The 21,157-nt window shown below is 41.6% G+C and carries 19 protein-coding genes and 3 pseudogenes; 11 read left to right on the top strand and 11 right to left on the bottom strand.

The features are described from left to right. The 3 genes from WA1_RS25415 to WA1_RS25405 form a co-directional block, all read left to right on the top strand. Window positions 1–957: glycosyltransferase (locus WA1_RS25415; RefSeq protein ID WP_066613015.1), on the top strand; the 957-nt coding region annotated here is incomplete at its 5' end. 149 nt (window positions 958–1,106) lie between these two features. Next, the gene (locus WA1_RS25410) at window positions 1,107–2,669 is read left to right on the top strand and encodes a pentapeptide repeat-containing protein (RefSeq protein WP_017739703.1); all 1,563 of its coding nucleotides are present in this window, start codon (window positions 1,107–1,109) and stop codon (window positions 2,667–2,669) included. 113 nt (window positions 2,670–2,782) lie between these two features. Continuing rightward, entirely contained in the window at window positions 2,783–3,649 is an 867-nt protein-coding gene (locus WA1_RS25405; RefSeq protein ID WP_017739704.1) for a hypothetical protein, read from the top strand. An 81-nt stretch (window positions 3,650–3,730) separates the two neighbouring features. On the opposite strand, the gene WA1_RS58210 is transcribed toward WA1_RS25405, so the two are convergent. After that, window positions 3,731–3,892, bottom strand: coding sequence for a hypothetical protein (locus WA1_RS58210; RefSeq protein WP_017739705.1), 162 nt, complete (start codon window positions 3,890–3,892; stop codon window positions 3,731–3,733). A gap of 25 nt (window positions 3,893–3,917) precedes the next feature. Next, the gene (locus WA1_RS57260) at window positions 3,918–4,082 is read right to left on the bottom strand and encodes a hypothetical protein (RefSeq protein WP_158516696.1); all 165 of its coding nucleotides are present in this window, start codon (window positions 4,080–4,082) and stop codon (window positions 3,918–3,920) included. Window positions 4,083–4,185: 103 nt separating this feature from the next. On the opposite strand from WA1_RS57260, the gene WA1_RS60225 reads away from it, so the two are divergent. Further along, the gene (locus tag WA1_RS60225; protein WP_017739706.1) at window positions 4,186–4,317 is read left to right on the top strand and encodes a hypothetical protein; all 132 of its coding nucleotides are present in this window, start codon (window positions 4,186–4,188) and stop codon (window positions 4,315–4,317) included. A 77-nt stretch (window positions 4,318–4,394) separates the two neighbouring features. On the opposite strand, the gene WA1_RS25400 is transcribed toward WA1_RS60225, so the two are convergent. The 3 genes from WA1_RS25400 to WA1_RS25395 all read right to left on the bottom strand — a co-directional run bounded on the left by WA1_RS25400 (window position 4,395) and on the right by WA1_RS25395 (window position 6,976). Further along, window positions 4,395–5,000, bottom strand: coding sequence for a hypothetical protein (locus tag WA1_RS25400; RefSeq protein WP_017739707.1), 606 nt, complete (start codon window positions 4,998–5,000; stop codon window positions 4,395–4,397). Window positions 5,001–5,155: 155 nt separating this feature from the next. Further along, entirely contained in the window at window positions 5,156–5,377 is a 222-nt protein-coding gene (locus WA1_RS55355; protein WP_148662765.1) for a hypothetical protein, read from the bottom strand. A 57-nt stretch (window positions 5,378–5,434) separates the two neighbouring features. Beyond that, window positions 5,435–6,976, bottom strand: coding sequence for an RNA-guided endonuclease InsQ/TnpB family protein (locus WA1_RS25395; RefSeq protein ID WP_017750194.1), 1,542 nt, complete (start codon window positions 6,974–6,976; stop codon window positions 5,435–5,437). A gap of 467 nt (window positions 6,977–7,443) precedes the next feature. On the opposite strand from WA1_RS25395, the pseudogene WA1_RS55350 reads away from it, so the two are divergent. The 3 genes and pseudogenes from WA1_RS55350 to WA1_RS25385 all read left to right on the top strand — a co-directional run. Further along, a pseudogene (locus tag WA1_RS55350) lies at window positions 7,444–7,649 on the top strand (hypothetical protein); the annotation flags it as partial. 113 nt (window positions 7,650–7,762) lie between these two features. Continuing rightward, on the top strand, window positions 7,763–7,930 hold the full coding sequence (locus WA1_RS57255) for a hypothetical protein (protein ID WP_158516695.1): 168 nt from the start codon (window positions 7,763–7,765) through the stop codon (window positions 7,928–7,930). 29 nt (window positions 7,931–7,959) lie between these two features. After that, window positions 7,960–11,496 carry a caspase family protein gene (locus WA1_RS25385; RefSeq protein ID WP_017739708.1) on the top strand — a complete coding sequence of 1,179 codons (3,537 nt, stop codon included), beginning with the start codon at window positions 7,960–7,962 and terminating at the stop codon, window positions 11,494–11,496. A gap of 117 nt (window positions 11,497–11,613) precedes the next feature. Here the strand turns inward: WA1_RS25385 and WA1_RS25380 are convergent. The 4 genes and pseudogenes from WA1_RS25380 to WA1_RS25365 all read right to left on the bottom strand — a co-directional run bounded on the left by WA1_RS25380 (window position 11,614) and on the right by WA1_RS25365 (window position 16,805). Beyond that, window positions 11,614–12,395: pseudogene (locus WA1_RS25380) on the bottom strand (Rpn family recombination-promoting nuclease/putative transposase). Between the two features lie 86 nt (window positions 12,396–12,481). Next, window positions 12,482–13,879 carry a WD40 repeat domain-containing protein gene (locus WA1_RS25375; RefSeq protein WP_017739710.1) on the bottom strand — a complete coding sequence of 466 codons (1,398 nt, stop codon included), beginning with the start codon at window positions 13,877–13,879 and terminating at the stop codon, window positions 12,482–12,484. Between the two features lie 18 nt (window positions 13,880–13,897). Continuing rightward, complete coding sequence (locus WA1_RS25370; RefSeq protein ID WP_017739711.1) at window positions 13,898–14,488, bottom strand: WD40 repeat domain-containing protein; 591 nt, start codon at window positions 14,486–14,488, stop codon at window positions 13,898–13,900. Next, window positions 14,451–16,805, bottom strand: coding sequence for an nSTAND1 domain-containing NTPase (locus WA1_RS25365; protein ID WP_017739712.1), 2,355 nt, complete (start codon window positions 16,803–16,805; stop codon window positions 14,451–14,453). Before WA1_RS25365 ends, WA1_RS25370 begins: the two co-directional genes overlap by 38 nt. A gap of 362 nt (window positions 16,806–17,167) precedes the next feature. Between WA1_RS25365 and WA1_RS25360 the strand changes: the two genes are divergently transcribed. The 4 genes from WA1_RS25360 to brnA all read left to right on the top strand — a co-directional run bounded on the left by WA1_RS25360 (window position 17,168) and on the right by brnA (window position 19,733). After that, window positions 17,168–17,632, top strand: coding sequence for a hypothetical protein (locus WA1_RS25360; RefSeq protein ID WP_017739713.1), 465 nt, complete (start codon window positions 17,168–17,170; stop codon window positions 17,630–17,632). Between the two features lie 18 nt (window positions 17,633–17,650). Continuing rightward, window positions 17,651–19,063, top strand: a complete 1,413-nt coding sequence (locus tag WA1_RS25355; protein WP_017739714.1) for a hypothetical protein — start codon at window positions 17,651–17,653, stop codon at window positions 19,061–19,063. Window positions 19,064–19,261: 198 nt separating this feature from the next. Beyond that, on the top strand, window positions 19,262–19,522 hold the full coding sequence (locus WA1_RS25350) for a BrnT family toxin (RefSeq protein ID WP_017739715.1): 261 nt from the start codon (window positions 19,262–19,264) through the stop codon (window positions 19,520–19,522). Further along, on the top strand, window positions 19,509–19,733 hold the full coding sequence (gene brnA, locus WA1_RS25345; RefSeq protein ID WP_017739716.1) for a type II toxin-antitoxin system BrnA family antitoxin: 225 nt from the start codon (window positions 19,509–19,511) through the stop codon (window positions 19,731–19,733). The genes WA1_RS25350 and brnA overlap by 14 nt, the downstream gene beginning before the upstream one ends. 305 nt (window positions 19,734–20,038) lie before the next feature. Here brnA and WA1_RS61815 read toward each other — a convergent pair whose 3' ends face one another. Together WA1_RS61815 and WA1_RS60220 are read right to left on the bottom strand one after the other, a co-directional pair. Beyond that, a complete protein-coding gene (locus WA1_RS61815) occupies window positions 20,039–20,590 on the bottom strand; it encodes an IS200/IS605 family accessory protein TnpB-related protein (protein WP_081402940.1) in 552 nt (183 codons plus the stop codon). A gap of 81 nt (window positions 20,591–20,671) precedes the next feature. Then, a pseudogene (locus WA1_RS60220) lies at window positions 20,672–21,132 on the bottom strand (transposase family protein); the annotation flags it as partial. Window positions 21,133–21,157 lie beyond the last annotated feature (25 nt).

Here is a 21,157-nt window from a genome sequence, read left to right as displayed (position 1 = left end):
CCAAAAGCGCAATTACTTTGTTATTTTGAATGGTTTTACCACGCTCATGGCACCGATGCCGATTTTGACCCCAATGAACCCCTGAATGCTGACGATGAAGCACGCATTCGGCTGAAAAATGCGCCGATCTTAATGGATTTATACAGTTGCGATCGCGGTCTTTCTCCTACCAATTGGCAAAAGCAACAATTTCCCAAAGAATATCACAGTAAAGTTACTGTATGTCATGATGGGATTGATACAAATTTCTTTTGCCCCAAGCCAGGAGCAAAATTAGTATTACCGCGCATCAATTTAGACCTGTCCCACGCAGAAGAACTGGTGACTTATGTCGCCAGGGGTATGGAACCGTATCGTGGTTTTCCGCAGTTTATGGAGGCGGTGGCTTTACTTCAGGAGCGGCGACCCCAGTGTCACGTGGTCATTGTGGGAGAAAACCGGGTCGCCTACGGGAAATCATTGCCAGAAGGCAAAACATACAAACAGGCGATGTTGGAAAAATATGACCTCGACCTCAACAGAGTTCATTTTACAGGTTGGTTGCCTTATTCAGAATACTTGCAAGTTCTGCAAGCATCCTCTGTACACGTTTATCTCACTCGTCCCTTTGTCTTGTCTTGGTCAATGCTAGAAGTCTTATCAGCAGGTTGCTTGCTAGTAGCTTCCAACACTGCACCCGTCACCGAGGTCATCCGAGATGGTGTCAATGGTTTGTTAGTTGACTTTTTTTCAGCTCGTGAAATCTGCGCTCGCATCGAAGAAGCACTCCAGCATCCAGAAAAAATGGCAGCTATTCGCGAACGAGCACGGCAAACAATTCTAGAGCACTATGACTTGTCGCAATTGTTACCGCAGCACCTGCAATGGATACAGCAGCAAGAAGAGAGCAACAAAGTACTGACTTGGGCTGATAAAGCGAAGACGACAAGTCTTATTTCACGCGATCGCGTCTCTTAACAGTTTAGTGAAAGCAGTCACTTAAGGTAACTGTTATCAAAATTCGCAAATCAAGTTTCTGTAAGAAGCGCGACTCATTTTCGCTTCAGATTGCACCTACAGTTTTTTGACAAATTAGGGAACTTTTACATTTTTTAGAGGGATTGCATATGCCAGCTTTCAACTATAGCGAACAAACTCTGGTAGGAAATCACTTTAGCAACCAAAACCTGAATGGCTCGACGTTTTTCAAAGCCAAGTTGAACGGCGTTCAATTTGTGAGAACACAGCTCAGAGGTACTAACTTTGAAGAAGCGGAGCTGCTCAACGTGGATGCATCTCATGCCATTTTTGCCCCTAACAATAACTTTCCGCAACCAGCGACATTCTTCAAAGCAAAATTGGAGAATGTTAATCTCAGTGGAGCCAACCTGAGACAAGCTAATTTGTCGTTGATTACCACCAAATTCATTAACCTGTCAAATGCCGATCTAACTAATGCTAACTTGCAAGAAGCCAATCTCAGTGGCGAACAATCTGAACGACCCAACCTTAGAGGGGCGAATTTTACAGGAGCCAATCTAGACAAAGCGAATCTCAAAGCCGCTGACTTAACGGGTGCCACACTAGTCAATGCCACGCTCGAAGAGACGAACTTTGAAGCAACTCTTTTCATAAATGTCAATGCCACAGGTGCTGACTTCCGACTAGCAAAACTTACGGATATTACCCTGCAAAACTCTATTTTTGACCTAGCTAATCTCAGTAATGTCTCTCTCAGTGATGCTCCACTCGATCCCAGCCAACCGGGTAATGTCAGATTTCGTGGCGCTAATTTAAGCAACTTTCTTGCAGATGATGCTGTTTTAAAGGGTGCTGATTTTAGTCCCTTTGTCGCGACTAATGGCAGTATTACAGTTACAAATCTCAGTGGGGCCAAATTTGACGACACCGACTTGAGTGGAGCTAACTTTACTCAAGCTCATGCCGAAGGTCTCTTCTTCAACGGAACTGCTATTGGTGCGAATTTTACCAATGCCAACCTGAGAAATGCCGATCTGTCTAAAGGCGACTTCACAAACGCCACTTTTGTAGGAGCGGATCTCACGGGTGCGATCGCCGTTGATGCTATTGGTTTGTACCTTGGAGATGTCAATGACAACACCCTCAATGGAACAGACAACAACGATAACCTCTTTGGCAATGATGGGAATGATACCCTCAGTGGTAGTGCTGGCAATGATTTTCTTGATGGAGGTATAGGCAGCGACTCTCTGGTCGGTGCTGGCGGGAATGATACTCTCTTTGGTGGTGGAGGCAGTGACACCCTTAATGGTGGTGGGGGCAGTGATTATCTTGACGGAGGACTAGGTAACGACTTTCTAACAGGTGGTAACGGAAATGACACCCTGATAGGTAGTGGTGGAAATGATATCCTTAACGGTGGTGACGGAATTGATACTTTTCGCTACAGTCATGGCAATGGTCAAGACAATATTAACGGATTCCAGACGGGTACAGGAGGAGACATCCTTTCCTTCGACGGTATTGCTGCAGTTGATGTACTGATAGTCAATGGTAGTTCTCAGTTTCGATTAGGAGACGGCATTGCTGATAATACAGGCTTTGGCACAGGCAACCTGTTACTCACCCTTGCCAATACCCCCTTTACTCTGGCTCATATCAACACCAATGTCGATCCCACCAATCGCCCTGTCTTTCAGTTTTCCTAAGAGTTCAGCTGATAATCTTAACTAGTACAGCCTCAGTAAACTTACTATCATCTGTTGCTACTCTTATAATTGAAGATAGCAACAGATTCAATAGTTATAACGTTGTATCATTAATGCGAATTCTTTTTACCATTGCCCACTTTTTTAATCCTGATAGCAAGGGTAAGCACGCTTCCCAAAGGAAAGACCCCCGCCCTCGCCTGCAAGCATTAAGGCAAAACCTTGCTGCTTTACATCAGCTATTTGGCAAATCTCAAAGTATTATTAATATTGGACAGCGGCTAGCTTTTCCAGCTAATCAACCGCAAGCCTACGATTTGGATATTATTATTTGTACGACCAAAAATGCTCATCTCCTCAATCAGCTTGAACTACCATCCCATTTTTACAAACACCATGCGACTGAAGTAGAGCCATTGCTATTGGGGTTTGAGTGTCAAGCACTGCTACAAGATTGTTTGGGTCAATATGATTACTACTGTTTCTTAGAAGACGACTTAACCATTCACGATCCTTGGTTTTTTGTCAAGTTAAACTGGTTTACTCAACAAGCAAGCGATCGGAGCCTTCTTCAACCCAATCGCTATGAAGTCTCTAGCCACGCTTTAACCTGCAAAGCTTACATTGACGGCGATCTAGCCCCACGAGTCACAGCCCCCTTTCAAAATGTGACAGAGCAACCAGAACTTAAAGGCAAAATTATGGGAATGCCAATCACCTTTCGTCGCGCTCTCAACCCCCACGCTGGTTGCTACTTTCTCAATGCCAATCAAATGGCTCATTGGGTAAGCCAGTCCTATTTTCTTGACCGAGATACCAGCTTTGTAAGTCCTTTAGAAAGTGCTGCTACCTTAGGAATTATGAAAACATTCCGAATTTACAAAACTCAACCAGAGCAAGCAAGTTTTTTTGAAATTCAGCACTTTGGAACGGGTTTTTTGCAGCTAATTGGGGACAAGGTAGATTTTGCAGTAATTTGAAAAGGTAAGTTTAGTCAGAATTTAACATATTCGCGGAATTCCCCATCCGCTATGCGGTGGGGATGGATAGCACACAAAAACCTACTGGGTGAGTACCTCTAGTTTTTGTAATTTGTCTTCTAACGAACGAACAAACTCGCGAAACACATCAACCTGAGTTCTACCTGTCAAGTCACAGTACGTATTTAGAATTTTCTTTTCTTGCTCGGTAACTCGAAAAGTCAGCATATGTTTATTTGACATTTTCTTTATTTCCTATTTATACTGTCTATCTATACCAAAATCTAAAATCTAAAATCCAAAATGGCATGAGTTGTAGCGATAAGCCAGGTACGGCTTGCGCCAAGGGCGATAAGCGCTCTTTCAGCTTGCGCTTCGCGATAAGCCGGGTACGGCTTGCGCCAAGGGCGATCGCATTCTCAACATCACACACAACATAAACTTGATATTAAGCTAAAACACATTTAGTTTATAAGAACAATTTTTTTAAACTCCTGTGGGGTGGGCGTCCCGCCTGTCCTAATTATGCAATTTAAATGTGGAAGTTAAAGCAGGCTGTTTACGAGCGTTTTGATGTTCAAAACACAAGAGAGTTAAGTCAGTCAGGTGCTTTTAAAATGGCAACTAATGGTATGGACAAGCTTGACTTTCGTTTAAAGTCAACATAGAAAATGCTGTATCGAAAGTTTGTAGTCAAATCCCACTAACCACTGTACGGGCGCAAGGCATTGCGCCCCTACTACGATTACCATTCCTCCACCCAATAAATAATCTCCGAAGTCGAACTATCAATCGCAACTCCAAAACTCTCTCCATGATTCCATCTAAAATTGGAACTGCCTTTGTCATGCGCCCCTAACACAAGAACTTCATAGGAGGGAGGAAAAGATTCTTCTTGAGAATCACTCGTATGAAAGAAAGTTGTTGGTACGCCATTCACTTGATTTGCGTGGTCATTCGTGTTACCACCTTGATATTTATGCAGAGCCATCGCTCTATACTGCGAAAGTAAATTTTGAATTGTTTGCGGCGATCGCTTTAACCGCAGTTGAAAAAACCGATTTCCTTCAGAAGAGCCAGAAGAATAAGCAACACGCACATCTAAAGCGTCAGCAGGGAGCACGGTAGGAAAATGTTTAATTTGTCCCTGATTAGACCATAATTTATGGCGAATATCTTTGTACTCGGAGCGATCGCTTACTATCTCAGATTGACTTCCACTACTTATGGCTTTTCTTAGAAAAAAACCACTCCCGGCGACACCAAGACCACCTAGAAATAGTATAACGACAGTGGCGATGTTAACAAAATATTTAGGCAGGTGATATGCTGTTGTTAAGCTGCGCTTCATGAAGTTGAGTGTATCTAACTAAAAAGGTAGTACACCCAACTACTACCGAAAACAGCGAGACTTCGTAAGTATTATCAGAAAAATTCATGAAATATTCATGAAAACTTTATGAAGTTTCAGTAGAAACCCGGTTTCTTGGACAATACCTTTGCCAATTATGAAGGCTGGACAAAAGCTGAAGGTGCGTGAATACGACCATTACAGGAGATAGTATGGAAAATCTGAGCCAATAAAACTGGCGTTTGTTTTTGGGGAAGAAGTTTTAATGTTTCGTTGACATAGAGACAACCACGGTAGTAAGCTTTGAGGTCTATAATACTGCCGTTAAGATTACCATGAGGAAATCGAGCCAGTAAGCAATGGGACAAGTTAACCATAAAGAAGGATAAATTGGCGATGAACCACCCCACCGCATGGCGGATGGGGTTTCTAATTTACTGACCCGGTTCAGTGAGTCCTATAGTCGTACAACAAGACAAGCCTGCTGCCGTACCTTTACGTGATGGGAATTTTTTACCGAGGATTAAGCCTTTAAAAAAAGGGGGAATGCCCAAGCCCCTTGATTTATTGAGGGGTAGTGCAGGATATCCATTAATGGCATTCCCCCTTTTTTTCTTGCCCTGTGCGTGACCTATCCAAATATTGATTGTCTTGAGAATTTGACACACCCGAAAAGTAATTTTTGATGTATCAATTTTGGCCTTTCTCAAAATATTGGAAGCCCCATTGGCATCCGCGTTGATAATTGTGTTATTTCCTGTTTTGTATTCCCCGCGTTTTGTTCTTCTTCCAGAAGGCTTAAGATTCTTCTGTTCTTCGGTTTCTTGACCGTAAACGGGTAATTCATCACCGTCAAAAAATGACATTTTTGAGGTGTATGATTCTTCTACAACTACAAATTCTATACCAGATCTCTCACAGAGATACTTGAGTGTATCACGTAATGCGGTGAATGGAACCTGTACAAAATTTTGATTATTGACACGTCCGTTATCTATTTCATTCTTAATTCCTTGGTTCCAACCAAATACAATTTTACTTATTCCTGATTCTAAACATTTATTGATTATTGTCCGTGCAGATTTCTTGATAAAATCGCGGACTTGGTTATTCCTAGACTGCGTTGCCCTAGCTAAACTACCACTCCAGAAATTCTCATCCTTACCCTTTTTTAGCTTAGATACAGTCTTGTTATAAAACTGATTTATTGCCTTTAATGGTCGCCCATTTATGAGAAATCCTTCTTCACCTGTGTTCGGAATACAGGTAACAAAGTTGTTCAATCCGATGTCAATTCCTAAAACACTTGACTTATTTAATGTGGCAACAATTTCATTTTTCTTTCTGCATACCCAATGTAGATAAATCTCTCTATGCTTTGATGTAATCACTAGCTCAACGAGGTTAGAGGGGTCAATGTCATCGGGAACTCTGAATCTCAATCTCTCATTTAAACTTGTTCCCATGACATCTTCTTTGTGCTGCTTCTTGAACATAATGCCAGTAGAAACAGTAGCAAATATAATGCCATGCTCTTGTGATATATTGACTGATTGACTGGGATATGTCACTTCAAACATACCACCTTTTTGACGATAACCTGGTAATAATGGTTTCTTTGTCCCCTCTCTAAAATGTTTGTCTAAAAGCTGTTTGAATGATTTGAAATTCTCAGTTACCTTGTGACACACGGATTGTGCTGCTTGAGAATGCAGCATTTTGTAATGATAGTTTTCTTTGAAGTCAGTTTGTAAATCAATAGTTAGAGATTGAAAATTCAGAATTTTGTGTACAAAAAATCCTTGCCTCAGATTGAAGGTTAAAGTATTGTATAAACTGTTTGCGTGTGACAATATGTCTGATATTACAGCATACCCAAGATTGGACAATTTCAGATGCTGCACAACAGTTGAAATGTGAGTATTTTTATTCTTTTCTTTATCCTGCTCTTTTTGTTCCTTACTTTTGAATGACATATTTGAACCACCACCTTGCCGTTTTGTCGTTACCCTTTTATTCTGACATTCATGTAGACGTTGTGTAGATAGCTATGACCGGAGACCAAGCTCTGAAAAAAGGGGAATGCCCAAGCCCCTAGATTAATCGAGGGGTAGTGCAGGATATCCCGTAATGGCATTCCCCTTTTTTCTTTCGCAAAATTCGTGACCAAAAAAGGATTGAACTTACGGATATCTGAGCGGAGGCTGAATAAGCTAAGGTTATATGCCGCAAGCAAGGAGAAAACTATGACTCAATTGGTTGAAAATTGGATTGATAGATTGCCGAGCTTAGAGGTTGACAACCACTCGGACACCCATAAAGGGTGTACCTCGTAGTTGTCGCGCTATCCATCCCCACCGCATGGCGGATGGGGAATTCCGCGAATATGTTAAAGGTGTCAGTACTGCACTAATCTACTTTAGAGCATTGAGGAAATGGAGTCATGTTAAAAGTTTTTGCCGATCGCGGTGGTACATTTACTGATATTGTTGCTGTGACAGATGCTCGTGCGATCCCAGACCGACTCTCAAGCAATACCGAACGTTTTTTAATCACTCCCCTTCCCAAAGAGCCATGGGTGATAGTGTATAAATTACCTCATAAAATCAAGAACAATATCAAGATGCTGTGATTCAGGAAATTCGTGATAAGCTAAAACACATTTAACTTGCATATTTTTAAGGTTTGATAAAAAGCACCAAACTCTTCTCTCTCTTACTCTGCGCCCTCTGCGCCTCTGCGGTTTAATATGCAAATTAGATATGGAACAGCTGATCATACGTCTTTCAGGCAATGAACCCATTCCTAGTGAAGCTACAGAAGTGGTAAAAATGGGAACAACAATGGCAACAAATGAACTTTTAGAAGTATCATTTCTTAAGTTATTCTTAAAGCTGTGTTTAGTAACACAGTATTTAGCAGATATTTAAAATCAAAAGCAATATTGGGGTAAACAGACATGGCTAAAAGCATTTACGCACTGCTTGTCGGTATCGATCAATACGACCCTAACTCAGTTTTCCAAGTCCCTTCATTACAGGGGTGCGTTAATGATATTGTAGCAGCGCAACAATATCTTGAAGAGCGAACAAAAGATGGTGAATGGAAATTGATAGAACCCTTAATTCTGAAGAACGAACAAGCAACTCGCGAAGCCATTATTAAAGGCTTTAAGGAGCATCTGTGCAAGGCTGAAAGTAGTGACGTTGTATTTTTCTACTATGCGGGTCATGGAGGTCAAGAAAAAGCACCAGAGGAATTTTGGGTTTTAGAACCAGACCGTCTGAATGAAAGCTTGATATGCTACGACAGCCGTACCGCTAATGAAAAAGACCTTGCAGATAAGGAGTTATCTTACCTGATCTCTCTAGTGGCAAAGAAAGAGCCTCATGTCTTGATTGTGCTTGATTGCTGTCACTCTGGTTCGGGAACGAGAGATTTAGCACCGGATGTGAAAGTCCGTCGCGCCCCAGTGGACACTCGAGAACGAGATCTCAATAGCTATCTTTTTTATGAAGACAAAGTTGCATTGGATGAGCTATTAACGTCTTCTCGCAATCTGGACGAGCAGAAAAAGACGACTGGTGTTGTTTTACCACCGAGAGGGAAGCATATCATGTTTTCTGCTTGTAGGGACTATGAGTTGGCTAAAGAATACAAAGGTGATGACGGGGAACCAAGAGGCGTTTTTTCTTACTTCTTTTTGCAAACTCTCCAGCGCACTAATGGTAAGATGACTTACCGAGATTTAGCTAGAAATATTAATGCGATCGTCAGTGGTAAAGTTAAAGAACAATCGCCGCAAGTTGATGCAACCAATCCTCAGGAATTAGACCAACCTTTCTTAGGTGGTGCTATTGGCGATCGCGATGTGTACTTTGCTTTAACTTACAGCAAAAATGAAAGTGGTTGGGTCATTGATGGCGGTGGTCTACACGGTTTGAGAGCTTCTAAAGAGACAGAAACTCTGTTGGCAATTTTTCCCTTAACAACTCATTCAGAAGAGTTACGCAACCTTGATGGGGCTTTGGGCGAAGCAAAAGTGACGAGAGTGCTTCCTCAACGAAGTAAAGTCCAAATTATCAAGGGTGAAGAAAACTTATCTGAAAAAGAAAGTTATAAGGCTGTGGCTATCAGCTTACCACTTCCGCCTTTAAAAGTTTACTTTAGGACTGATGAAAGTGATGCGACCGGTATAGAAATAGCACGGACAGCATTACAAACAGCCGGACCGGGGAATAAACCTTCGTTATATGTGCGTGAAGTAGAGCAAGCCGCAGATGCAAATTACTATATAGATGCGAATAAGAATCAGTATTGGATTTTACAGCGTGAAGATTTAAGCCCTGCTGTTGCTCCAATCCCAGAAACTCCAAGAGAAAGTTACACATCCCAAACGGCTTCCGAACTCGTGACCCGTCTGGAGCATATAGCCCGTTGGAAAAACGTTTTAGATCTCTCCACTCCTGCGACCAGCCGCATCAAACCGGATGATATAGAGATGGAGATTACAATTCTTTCCGGACAGAAAGAGTCGCCATCAAGTTCAGAATTACGCGTAGAGTACACCTATGATAGTGACAATTATGAGTGGCAAGGTCCTGTTCTTCAAGTAAAATTGACAAACCGCAGTTTTAAAACTCTCTACGCTAACGTCTTACTTCTCTCAGAAGATTACGCAGTCAATGCTGACTTGTTTGAGCAAAAAAGCAGTATCAAGTTAGCACCAAGCGATAGTGGAGGAGCAACATCTGTTGAAAGTGAAGAACTGGTTTTCTACATACCAGAGGCATTCTTAGAACAGGGGATTACAGAGTATAAAGATATATTCAAGTTGATTGTCAGCACTACAGAATTTAATGCCAGTTTGCTCCAGCAAGATGGATTGAACCCTCCCCCAGAAACTCGTTCATTAGAACAGTATCGAGGAAGTTTGGATCGGTTGTTAGACGGAGTGCATACGCGCAATGCTGTGAGAGCACAAGGGACTTATGATGATTGGATGACCAAAGAAATCGCAGTCACTCTCATTCGACCGCAAGATGCCAGAATAGTTAAGTCTAATGGCAGCACTTCATTACAAGATGGTTTAGTTGAGGTACAAGCCCATCCTAGTTTGCATGCTAAGGTGAATTTGACTACAGTACCCCAAGCAAGTCGAGATTTGGGTAATTTAATTTTGCCTCCTATCCTGCGTCAAGAACCTCGGGTTACCCAATCTTTTGAGTTTACAAATAGCCGAGGAAGCGATCCGGGATTGAGTGCAATCGAGTTAAGCGATATCGAAGACTATACTGTTGTCAACAAAGATGCTCCTTTGAAGATAGTGGTTGACAAAGGGTTAGCAGAGAATGAATACCTTTTACCATTTGCTTACGATAGTGAGGATAAGTTTTTCTTACCCTTAGGACGGGGAATCAGGACAGAAAACGGCAAAACGGAGATTGTTGTGGAACGTTTACCCAAACCAATTACAAGCAGTCGTAGTTTGCAAGGTTCTATCAAAATTTTCTTGGAAAAAGTTGCCTATCAAAAGTTAGGAAGACCGTATAATTACCCTCTGCTACGTTCTGTAGCAAGTATTGACGATAAAGATCGGGTCACTTACGAAGCTGATACGGAGACAATTAAAGCTCAAGTTGCCCAATCGCAAAAAATTGTTCTCTTCATTCATGGCATTCTTGGTAGTACACAGCGTAGTCTTTCCTCCATTAACAAAGCTAAAGTTACAGTTAATGGGCAAGAGCGTACTTTGAAGGAACATTATGACTTAGTGTTAGCTTTTGATTACGAAAATCTTCAAACTACGAATGAAGAAAATGCAAAGCTTTTAGGACAAAGGCTGCAAGAAATTGGTTTGGGAGCCAATCATGATAAAGAATTACACATAGTAGCTCACTCTATGGGTGGTTTAATAGCTCGATGGTTTATTGAGCAAGAAGGTGGCAATCAGGTTGTACAACACTTGGTGATGTTAGGTACACCTAATGCAGGTTCTCCCTGGCCTACCATTCAAGATTGGGTATTTGCAGCTCTTGGTTTGGGGTTAAATCAACTTTCAGCGATTGTTTGGCCGACAACAATTGTGGCTGTGTTACTTGAGATTTTGGAAAATAACGATCTTTCTTTGGAGCAATTGCATCCAGACTCAGAATTTCTCAAGGCGATCGCATCCTCTGGAGATCCCCACGTTCCTTACACAATTATTGCAGGCGACAAGTCATTGATAGCGGGAGTTTCCGATGAGAAATCCAGTCAGTTGCATCGATTAATGCAAAAGCTATTTGGTAAAGCAGTGGATAAAGCTATTGATTTAGCGTTCTTTAAGCAACCTAACGATCTTGCCGTCAGTTTGGCTAGTATTACAAGCGTAAGTAATGACAGAACACCGCCACCGAGAATATTGGAACCATATGTTGCGTGCGATCACGTAACTTACTTTACTCTTCCCCCAGGGTTAGCGGCGCTATCAGAAGCACTGTCTCCTAATCAGTGACCAGTGACCAGTGACTAGTGACAGTAAGATGCTGTTAGGCTCGTAGTTGCGCTGTCTTCCTAAAGCGCAACTACGAACATTGATGTTTTTTAAGTTGAACTACTTATCAAGTAAGTTTTACTGCTGAGTATTTTTTCTCACAGTTTCGACATCCAGTTTTAGGGATTCTGCGATTTGCTCAATGCTTAACCCTAACCTCATTAGTGTGGGAATCATTTCTAACTTTGTCGCTAACGCACCTTCTTCAAAAGCTTCCTGATAAACTCTACTTTTTCTCAAAGAATCTAAATTCAGCATCGCTTCAAGTTCCTCTCGACTTAGGTTGACAAATTTATCAATCACTACCGCTTTAATAAATTCTAAAACCTTTTCCTCCAAAGTGGCATCAGTTAATTCTTGTTGAGCTTGATCGATCAACTGTCTAGCAAGTTCTCCAGTCTTTTCCTGGCTTTTCTTTTCGACTATTAAACGCATCACTCCTACAGCTAGAGATTGGTTGGGAGTTTTTGCCAGTTCATCCAAATAAAAGCGGCGTAAATTTGATAGGAAAAAACTCAAGTATCTAGGAAAATTCCCTTCATTACTTTTTGTGTCATAAATGACGACAGCGTACCATTCTTCATTGGAAGGTTGGTATTGAGTCAGATAAAGAATAATTTTGGCAACAAATTGGTTGTAGAAATTATCATCTTTATAAGCTGAGCCTCAATAAAGTAAATTGGTTCGTTCGGGTAGACTTCGGAAGTCGAGAGCAAACCATCTAAACGAAATCCTCTCTGTTTAATTTCTGGAGCGCTGAATTTGTAGATGCTTGGATCTTTTCCTGGTTGACCGATAAGTTCAAAAAATAATTCTGGTATTTCTTTGAAAATTTCATAAAAAAGTGGATCGGCAGTCATGTACTTTTTGCTAATAAAATTGCGGTTTTATTAGTTTAAAATAAGTTATTTTTATTTATCAAAAAATATTTTCTCCTAATATGGATTTAATGCTGCCACTGCTGCACTGCAATTTCAGGATTGAGGTTGAGGGTAGGAGCGAGTCCAACAGCTTGTTGAAACTTGACAATTGCTAGGTCAAAATTTCTTAGTCGAGCTAAATCGTTACCTTGCCTAATCAGAATCAGTGCTAAATCTGTGTTGCTCAACGTCTTTTCCAAGTTAACACCACAAGTGTATTTAATAACGTCTATTTCTGGATTTTCCGAAATAAGATGATACATTAAACGCCTACAGCACACTTCCAACCATGCCCTCCAACCGCCCTGCCATAAGCGCACTACACCGTCGGAGCCTCCACTCACAATTGTCTTGCCATTGGTACTCATAGCAACGGATATCACAGAACCTTCATGTCCGTATAATGGTTCGCCAAGAGAGTTACCAGCCGTGTCCCACAGACGTACCGTACCATCAGCCCCTCCACTCACAATCATCTTGCGATCGCTACTAATGGCAACGGACATCACAGAACTCTCATGTCCGCGTAAGGGTTTGCCAATAGAGTTACCAACACTGTCCCACAAGCGCACCGTACCATCAGCACTCCCACTGACAATTATCTGACTCTCAGTACTAATGGCAACAGCATTGACAATATCTTCATGCCCGTTTAAAGATATACTAATAGGGTTGCCTGCACCATCCCATAAGCGTACCGTACCATCAGCACCACCACTGACAATTATCTGACCATCCGTGCTAATAGCAACAGATTTGACATAACCTTTGTGTCCGCGCAACGGTTTGCCAACAGGTTGACCGATACGACTCCACAAGCGTATTGTTTTGTCATCACTGCCACTGACAATTATTTTGCCTCTAGCACTCATCGCCACAGAATTTACAGAACGTTCGTGTCCGTGTAGGAGTTTACCGATGGGATTGCCAGAAATATCCCACAAGCAGAGCGTCCTATCAGTACTACCACTGACAATTATCTTACCATTACTGCTAATAGCGACGGCATTAATCTCATTCTGATGTCCGCGCAAGGGATTGCCGATAAGATGACCTTTGTTATTCCACAAACGTATGGTGCTGTCAGCACTTCCACTAATAATTATCTTGCGATCGCCATGAATAGCAACAGCATTCACACAATCCTGATGCCCGCGTAAAGGTTCGCCAATAGAGTTGCCAGAGATATCCCACAACCGCACCGTTTTATCATCACTGCCACTGACGATTATCTTACCATCAGTACTAATAGCAACAGCATTGACAAAAGACTCATGCCCGTATAATGGCATACCAATAGGATTGCCAGAGATATCCCACAAGCGCACTGTGTTATCAGCACTACCAGTCACAATGAGTTGGTCATCAGTACTCGTAGCAACAGCATTGACGTAAGCCTCGTGTCCCCGCAAGGGTTTGGCCACAGGATTACCACCAATGTCTCACAAGCGTACTGTGCCATCCTGACTACCAGTTACAATAAATATATTTTTATTTTTGTCAAAAATAACAGATATGACAGGATCTTTATACCCTCTTAAAGGTTCGCCAACCAGTTTACCACTCTTATCCCACACGCGGACTGTGTCATCAGCACCAACGCTAACGATTGTCTTACCATCATCGCTAACAGTCACTTTCTTGACATAATCCTTATGCCCGCGCAACGGTTTGCACTTAGCATTACCCGCACCATCCCAAAAACGCACGACTTTGTCATCGCCGCCACTAACAATCGTTTTGCCATCAGCACTAATAGCAACAGTTCTCACAGAACCGTGATGCCCAAGCAATGGTTTGCCCACAGAATTACCACCAATATCCCACAGGCGTACCGTGCCATCTTGACTGCCACTGACAATCGTGTTACCATCGCCACTAATGGCCACAGAACTGACATAACCTAAATGCCCGCGTAATGGTTTGCCGATAGGATTGCCGATGCCATCCCACAACCGAATTGTACCGTCATCACTACCACTGACAACTATATTCCTATCGGTGGCGATCGCAACAGACCACAGATCCCTCATGTCCCCAGCATCTGTTTGACACTCGCACAGAGTTCATGACAGTGAGTAAATTGGCTTGAATTGAACTGAGAATCTTATCTGGTAATTTCTCTAAATTCTCACCCATTAACTCTATCGATCGCTTGAGAGCTTCTGAAGGTTGATTCGGTAGCAAACTCAAAACTCTTTCTGCTTGCTCTGGCAGTGTCGCCTCAATCAGCGCCTGCTCTTTCTCCGCAAGTGTGCGTTCTAAAAAAGCCACCCTTTCTTTTTCTTGTTGCTCGATCTCGCGTTTTTTTCGACTCTCTTCAATAAATTCTAAAGCTAAACTATCCAATAATCCCAGGTGAAGGTGATTTTCCAAATAATCTTCTGCTTCCACCAATCTCGCTTCTTGAAGAAGATAATTTTCCGGCTTGCCTCTTCTTGTCCATTCTTTAGCTTCTAATTCTATCTTACGTTCTATCTCCATTGCTGCTCGGTACTCTCTTAACCAGTCGTGCAGCTTTTGCCAATGGCGAATGAGGGCTTCATGAGCAATATCCAAAATAGCATCACCAGGTTTTGACGCTTCATCTGTGGCGATCAATCGCGTCTCTGGTGCAGCTAACTTTTGAATCACCTTTTCCAAAAGAAGATCGTCTGTCGGCTGTTTGCTGGCTAAATCGTGTTTGTATATCCGTCTGCGGGTGTTTGCAACATCACCTAAATAAGTAAGTTCTAAAAATATCCGCTTGGCAACCAACTGTTCTTCTTCTGAAAGAGATTCATAAACTTCATCAGCTCGTTTTTCCAATGCCTTTTCCACACCACCGATGTCATAATAATCTGAGAGAGTCCATCGGTTTAATGGTTGCTTTTTCCAAAGTTCTGTCAGTGCATATTGTAACAGAGGTAAGCCTCCAGCTTCTCCTTTCACATCCGCAATCATCTTCTCTACCAGTGAGTTCTCAATCGCTATACCTGCAAGTTCTGCTGGTTTTGTAATGGCTTCCCTCAACTCTTCCGGCTTCATTGGCATAACTCTCACCAGATTTTGATCGATCTTTGTCACCAATCCGCCATATTCCTGTTCTGCACAGTTGCCTTGGAAATCCGATCGCATAACTAGTACAAGGCAAAGTTTATTCCCTAACCGATTGATTGCATTTATCAAGCATTCAAAAAACTCTTGTCGCTCGTCATTATTTTGGCACAAGGTAAACATTTCTTCAAATTGATCGATGGTTAGCACCACGCGAGGCGCTTGAACATTTGCAATCTGCCTGATGAAATCTTCTGGGGTGATTGTTGGCTTTAACAAAACCCCTGCTAAACTTTGAAGCGGAGACTCACCAGGGGTAAATGGTTTGTAGATTTGCCATTGCTCGCTACCTGGTATGCGCTCCCCTAAGTACAGTTGATAGAGTAACCCTGCTCTCACAACAGAAGATTTGCCACTTCCAGATGCTCCAAGCACTGCCAGAAAATTGCTCTTCTGCACCTGTTCTAAGAGTTGTGAAGTTAATTGCGCTCGCCCGTAGAAAAAATTCGGGTCTTTTGCTTGTTCTGGGGCTTCCGGATTGAAATCGAAATATTCCAATCCTTTGTAAGGACAAATTTTACCCCGAACTCCCTTTATGCCAGTGAGGATAATTGCGCTACCTGTATTGCTAAAAACAGGAAGTTGTGGGGCAGTTTTCTTCATTGCCTGTCTTACGAAATCTGCGAGGGTGTAATTCGTCACCCAGCCATCTTCTCTGTGTTTGGGGTCGAGTCCTTGTAGGAGAGCGCTTGTCAGTTCTCCATATTCTCCACCCTCGGTACCGTATGCTAACTCAAAATCCCGAGATGCAGCAATGAAACAGCGATCGCGTCTTTTTTGCGCTTCCGATAAATTTATCTCTGTAAAATTCAATAAATCGCCACTGTAACAGCTATCGAGCCAAACAATCTGCTGCTTCACCGGACTGCTTGCTAAAATTTCTCGTAAATCTTTCAGTGAAAAGCCCCATCTTTCACACTTTGGATCTGCTTCACTTGTAGCCAAAAAACCTTGTGTCTCATCACTCTCTCGCTTGAGCAAACCATGTCCTGCAAAATACAGCAATGCCGTGTTAGCAATTATGTTACCCTTGGGTTGAAAAAGCCTTTTAATCGCTTCTTCTAGTTCTTGTTTCTGCAGTAATTCTTTGGAATTGACTTCCCGTTTCCCTATCTTATGAGGTAAGCGATGCACCTCAAAGTCGCCAAAATCCTCTAGAAGTCGTGCGATCGCCTCTGCATCCTTTGCTGGTTGCGAGAGATTCTTCATATAAGGGTAACGATTAATACCAATGACTAGGGCTTCCCGCTTCATGGCAAAGTAAATTTAAGGTGACATTTAATATATTTTGATATGGCAATCCTATTTGATTTGTAAAATACACGTAGGTAGGGCTAAAGCCCACCAAAAGACTTGGTTGTGGGCATTGCCCACCCTACAGTACTTAAAATTGTTGATAAATGATTTAGGATTGCTATACAAATTTTTACAGAGAAACACTGAGTTTTTAGGGCGTGTCGAAATCTTTTCTTTGTCTGCCAACCATACAATTACTCTATTAATTCTTGCATCTTCCGGAATCCTGATTATTATTTATGTATCTCCATAAGGGATGGCGATCTTACCTTTTTTAGTCAAAGCTTTAATATTTTTTTATTCTTGATACTATTATACTTATGTCTGCTAATACAACACTACTGGCTCTGCTACTTTCTTTGAAAGACTTAAATGTTACTTTAAACTCTTCGGAAAACACTGAATTAGAAACGATTGGAGAGCAGCTTGCTCTCGACTTTCCCCAACGCTGGAATGATATTCAAGAACGCTTGATGAAGCTAATTTCGTCAAATATTTCTTTATATCAGTGCTATCAAGCGACGAAAGCTAAGCTGGATCTCATGGATAGCCATCTTTTAGCTTCCTTATTACCCAACAAGGGAGAGCTAGAGAAGGAACTAGCAATTGATAGTAAGCGTGAAGTACGCGGTTATAAACCAACTAAGTTGCCTAAGTCTGGCAGTGATAATGAAATTGTCAACGATATTGTTGTCCCCATTTTGAGAAGTGATGAGCCATCTGAAAAAGCTAAGCAACTTAGCTTTCTTGAGCGTCTTCAGAAGAATATGAAAGCAGCTACCTAACTTACATTTACCTATTTCATGGCTCATCTAGTTTATCCCACTATCGATTTGTTTCTTTATGACTTGCGAGATGCACTCGGGCAAAGTACCTCGAAAGTGGGAGAAAATCGTCAGTCGTTCTTTCAAAAACTACCAACCAATATTCACTTTCCAATTCTCAAGAAAGACGAGGAGTTCCAAATTGAATCGGAAGCTGAGTTTGTAGAATTACTTGGTGAAGAACAAATTACACCTTTAGATTTAAAATCTCAAGATTATGAAGGATATTACTATCCAGTACGGCTGAGCGATACTTATGGGCTATTAGTTGATTGTTCAGTTGCAGATAAAACTTCTCCTTATCCAATTAGTAGCATTAAAATTTTACGAAACCTAATTTTCCAAAGCATAAACTACCAGAGAGCCAATTTAGGTGAAACTTGGTTAATTTCTGGTATCATGCCAAAGACAACTAAGAACGAAAATTCTGAAAGTATTGCTCGGGAATGCTATCAAACTCTAATTTCCAACGCTAATTGGCAGAAGAACTTGCAGGGAAAAGGTGCTATTTTTGGAGGAAAGATTTTTGAATTGCGGCAATCCAATTTTAGAAATTTAGAAACTCCTGCAACTATTGAAGATAGAATTGAGGATAACCATCATGTTATCATTATTATTTATCCTGATGAAATCACAGCCGAAAAATCGAGTGATTTGATTGATGATTGGCTGCGATTATTGTGCTACAGAAATAAAATAATTTGGGCGTATAATGAAAGCCGAAAAATCAAGACATATTTGAAAAAAGATTTTATTGATGTTCAAGATTATATCTCCCTAGTCAGAAAAAAAGAATCAGATAAAATCACCTTAAAGCAACTCCAGAAAAATTTAGATAAAGCCGAGTATTTATTTTCTCAATATACAATTGATTTAAATTATCTAGATTATCAATCTAATACTATTGAAGTCAATTTATATAATTATTCTCAGCGTTTGAAGACTATATTAGAAAACTCAACAGCCAAGGGGATTCAAAGCGATTTAGAGTTTTTAAACAAATTTAGTCAGCAAGTACAAGAAAAATACGTGCGGCAATTACAAAAAGATTATCATAATCTGAGGAAAGGCTTGGAAATGTTACAGATAGCAGTCAATTTTATCAGAGCTGAGGTAGAAGTAGATCGCGCACAAAGCGCTCAGAATTTTCAAAACACTGTTGCTATTATTGGTGTGGGATTGACTGCAGGTTCGATGGTTGCATCTTTAGAAAAACTAGGAGAAGGTAACACAGATCCGGTCAGTATTGTCCTGAGCAAATATCTGGGAAATCCCACACCAAAACCTTGGTGGTTCGATCCAGCTATTCCATTTATATATGGTATTAGTGCAGCGATCGCAGCAGCTGTGTTGACTTGGTTGGCAATTCGCTTGTGGGCGATCAAAAAGTAGTTGACCGGTTTCTCAACGAAAAATAAGGGTTACAGGTTGTACGTTTTGCAAAAAACTGGGTTTTTGGCTTAAAACCTAGACAGAGTAAGTCTTTTCAGATCATCTTGCATGATTTTACAAGGCTATAGGCTCAATGCCAATACACGATAAAGGGTTTTTTTAGTATAAAAAAGATATTATATCTATATAAATACGTCTATGGAGTTCGAGTTCGACCCTCAAAAGAGCCAGACGAACAAGGAAAAGCAAGGTATCGACTTCGACAAGGCACAAGTGCTGTGGGAGGACGTGGATCGGATAGAGATTCCGGCACGCACTGAAGAACCGAGATTTTTGGTGATAGGGAAGATCGGGGAAAAGCACTGGTCGGCAGTCATCACCTACCGAGAAGGGCGGGTGCGAATCATCTCCGTAAGGCGAGCACGAAGAGAAGAGGTGGCACTGTATGAAGGCAGATGAATTTGACCAACGGTTCGATGCGGGAGAGGACGTGACCGAGTTTTTGGATATGTCCCAAGCACGGCGTCCCGCTCACGAGCAGAAACGGGTCAATGTCGATTTCCCCGTATGGATGATTGAAGCGCTGGACTATGAAGCACGGCGGCTTGGCGTTACCCGACAAAGCATCATTAAGGTGTGGATCGCTGAAAGGCTCGAACGTCGGGCATAGGTTTGCCTTTCATGGGAGAGAAAGTAGAGAGCTTAAACCCTCTCTCCTCTGCCTTTTCTTAGTGCCATTCGGCTCTGAGTGTGACGCGGGAAATTGGGATAATTCCGAATAATCGGCTTAAATCTTACTTTCCTGCCGTTTCTCTGGCTCATTGAATCCGCCATCCCCAGTGTTTGAGAGGCTTGCTCTCTACCAGTACGAGGTTTCAAATCGTTAGAACCAGATGGGTAGCGCCACTAACCCTGAGTTAAAATCAAAGCTAAGAGCCGCTTAGCAACGATGGATTTTAACCTAACCCCGCCTTTTCAGGCGACCGATGGAATGGTTCCCTGTCCGGAGGTACCATTCACGAGGCTTTTCGTCATTATTTTCGGGTTTTCAAAGTATCTACGTAAGAACTTTAACCCGACATTTCTGGAGGCGTTCAAGTCAGCATTTCCTTGATGCTTAATGTTGCTTGAACAGAGGTAATTGGGAGTGCCATTAATATAGAAGACTTGACCGCTACGGGTTCTAACAATTGATAGATTAAGTATTTCCGCCCTGGTGTTTGAAACAGTCATCTCAATTCTAGAAACCTTAGCTTGACAGTATCCGCACTCTCTACTAGTATTTTTAGGACTGACCAAAGAGGTAAGAATTCCATACATTTGGAAAGCTTTGTATCGCGTCCGTTTAACGATTTTAGATTTGAGCCAATAAGCACGTTTTTGATTTGAGCGACGGCTATATTTTGTTTTGTCTGGTTTAAGGTTGGTCAGACATTCAAATACTATGACCGTTGCACCATGCTTGTGTGCAAATTGGACTAATCGTTTACTAATGCGATGCGATTCATAATTATCCCGGTTGCTAATTTTCTTGAACGCAAGAGAGCAATCTCCGTCTTTGGTACTGCCAAATCCTTTGTCGGAAACGTTAGTATCTTCTAAATTCTAGCCACCACTTTGAAAATCCCGGAACATTTCTTCCAGAGCAAATCTTTTTTTTATAGGCAGCGATGCGGAAGCCGCCGCTACGCGAACGCTTGGTTTAAAGTTTCTAAATTCGTTAAAATAAACCATCCTTCTTCTGGCGCTACTCCTAAGATTTTACGTTTCCACTTACAGGCAACATTAAAGCTAAAAAAACCTTGAGTTTTTGTCACTTTTACACCCGCTAAGAATAAGGAGACACCAGGTGACAATCCCAAATCTTTCATTTCCCGCCAAATATCTGTTTGAATTTCGACAAAGTGATTCTTTTTCAGACGTAAGCAAAAATATACGTTCCTTTCTAGTAGCCAGTTTGCTCGTTTAATTGAGCAAAATTAAGAGTCTCCCAAAATGCATATTTTCTAATTATTAAAAATTGGGAAGACTGGAGATAAAGCTAATGTCTGGTCATCCAAATTACTACTCAAGGTTGATTAGAACCAGAATTTT

It is taken from the genome of Scytonema hofmannii PCC 7110 (assembly GCF_000346485.2).
GTDB classification, from domain to species: Bacteria; Cyanobacteriota; Cyanobacteriia; order Cyanobacteriales; family Nostocaceae; genus Scytonema; species Scytonema hofmannii.
Note: the sequence above shows the minus strand (reverse complement) of the source record. Positions and strands in the feature narration are given on the sequence as shown.

Excerpts from the sequence above, each read along its gene's own strand:
- WA1_RS25410 (WP_017739703.1), top strand. The coding sequence starts at position 1,107 with ATGCCAGCTTTCAACTATAGCGAACAAACTCTGGTAGGAAATCACTTT.
- WA1_RS25405 (WP_017739704.1), top strand. The coding sequence starts at position 2,783 with ATGCGAATTCTTTTTACCATTGCCCACTTTTTTAATCCTGATAGCAAG.
- WA1_RS58210 (WP_017739705.1), bottom strand. The coding sequence starts at position 3,892 with ATGTCAAATAAACATATGCTGACTTTTCGAGTTACCGAGCAAGAAAAG.
- WA1_RS60225 (WP_017739706.1), top strand. The coding sequence starts at position 4,186 with ATGTGGAAGTTAAAGCAGGCTGTTTACGAGCGTTTTGATGTTCAAAAC.
- WA1_RS25400 (WP_017739707.1), bottom strand. The coding sequence starts at position 5,000 with ATGAAGCGCAGCTTAACAACAGCATATCACCTGCCTAAATATTTTGTT.
- WA1_RS55355 (WP_148662765.1), bottom strand. The coding sequence starts at position 5,377 with ATGGTTAACTTGTCCCATTGCTTACTGGCTCGATTTCCTCATGGTAAT.
- WA1_RS25395 (WP_017750194.1), bottom strand. The coding sequence starts at position 6,976 with ATGTCATTCAAAAGTAAGGAACAAAAAGAGCAGGATAAAGAAAAGAAT.
- WA1_RS57255 (WP_158516695.1), top strand. The coding sequence starts at position 7,763 with ATGGAACAGCTGATCATACGTCTTTCAGGCAATGAACCCATTCCTAGT.
- WA1_RS25385 (WP_017739708.1), top strand. The coding sequence starts at position 7,960 with ATGGCTAAAAGCATTTACGCACTGCTTGTCGGTATCGATCAATACGAC.
- WA1_RS25370 (WP_017739711.1), bottom strand. The coding sequence starts at position 14,488 with ATGAGGGATCTGTGGTCTGTTGCGATCGCCACCGATAGGAATATAGTT.
- WA1_RS25365 (WP_017739712.1), bottom strand. The coding sequence starts at position 16,805 with ATGAAGCGGGAAGCCCTAGTCATTGGTATTAATCGTTACCCTTATATG.
- WA1_RS25360 (WP_017739713.1), top strand. The coding sequence starts at position 17,168 with ATGTCTGCTAATACAACACTACTGGCTCTGCTACTTTCTTTGAAAGAC.
- WA1_RS25355 (WP_017739714.1), top strand. The coding sequence starts at position 17,651 with ATGGCTCATCTAGTTTATCCCACTATCGATTTGTTTCTTTATGACTTG.
- WA1_RS25350 (WP_017739715.1), top strand. The coding sequence starts at position 19,262 with ATGGAGTTCGAGTTCGACCCTCAAAAGAGCCAGACGAACAAGGAAAAG.
- brnA (WP_017739716.1), top strand. The coding sequence starts at position 19,509 with ATGAAGGCAGATGAATTTGACCAACGGTTCGATGCGGGAGAGGACGTG.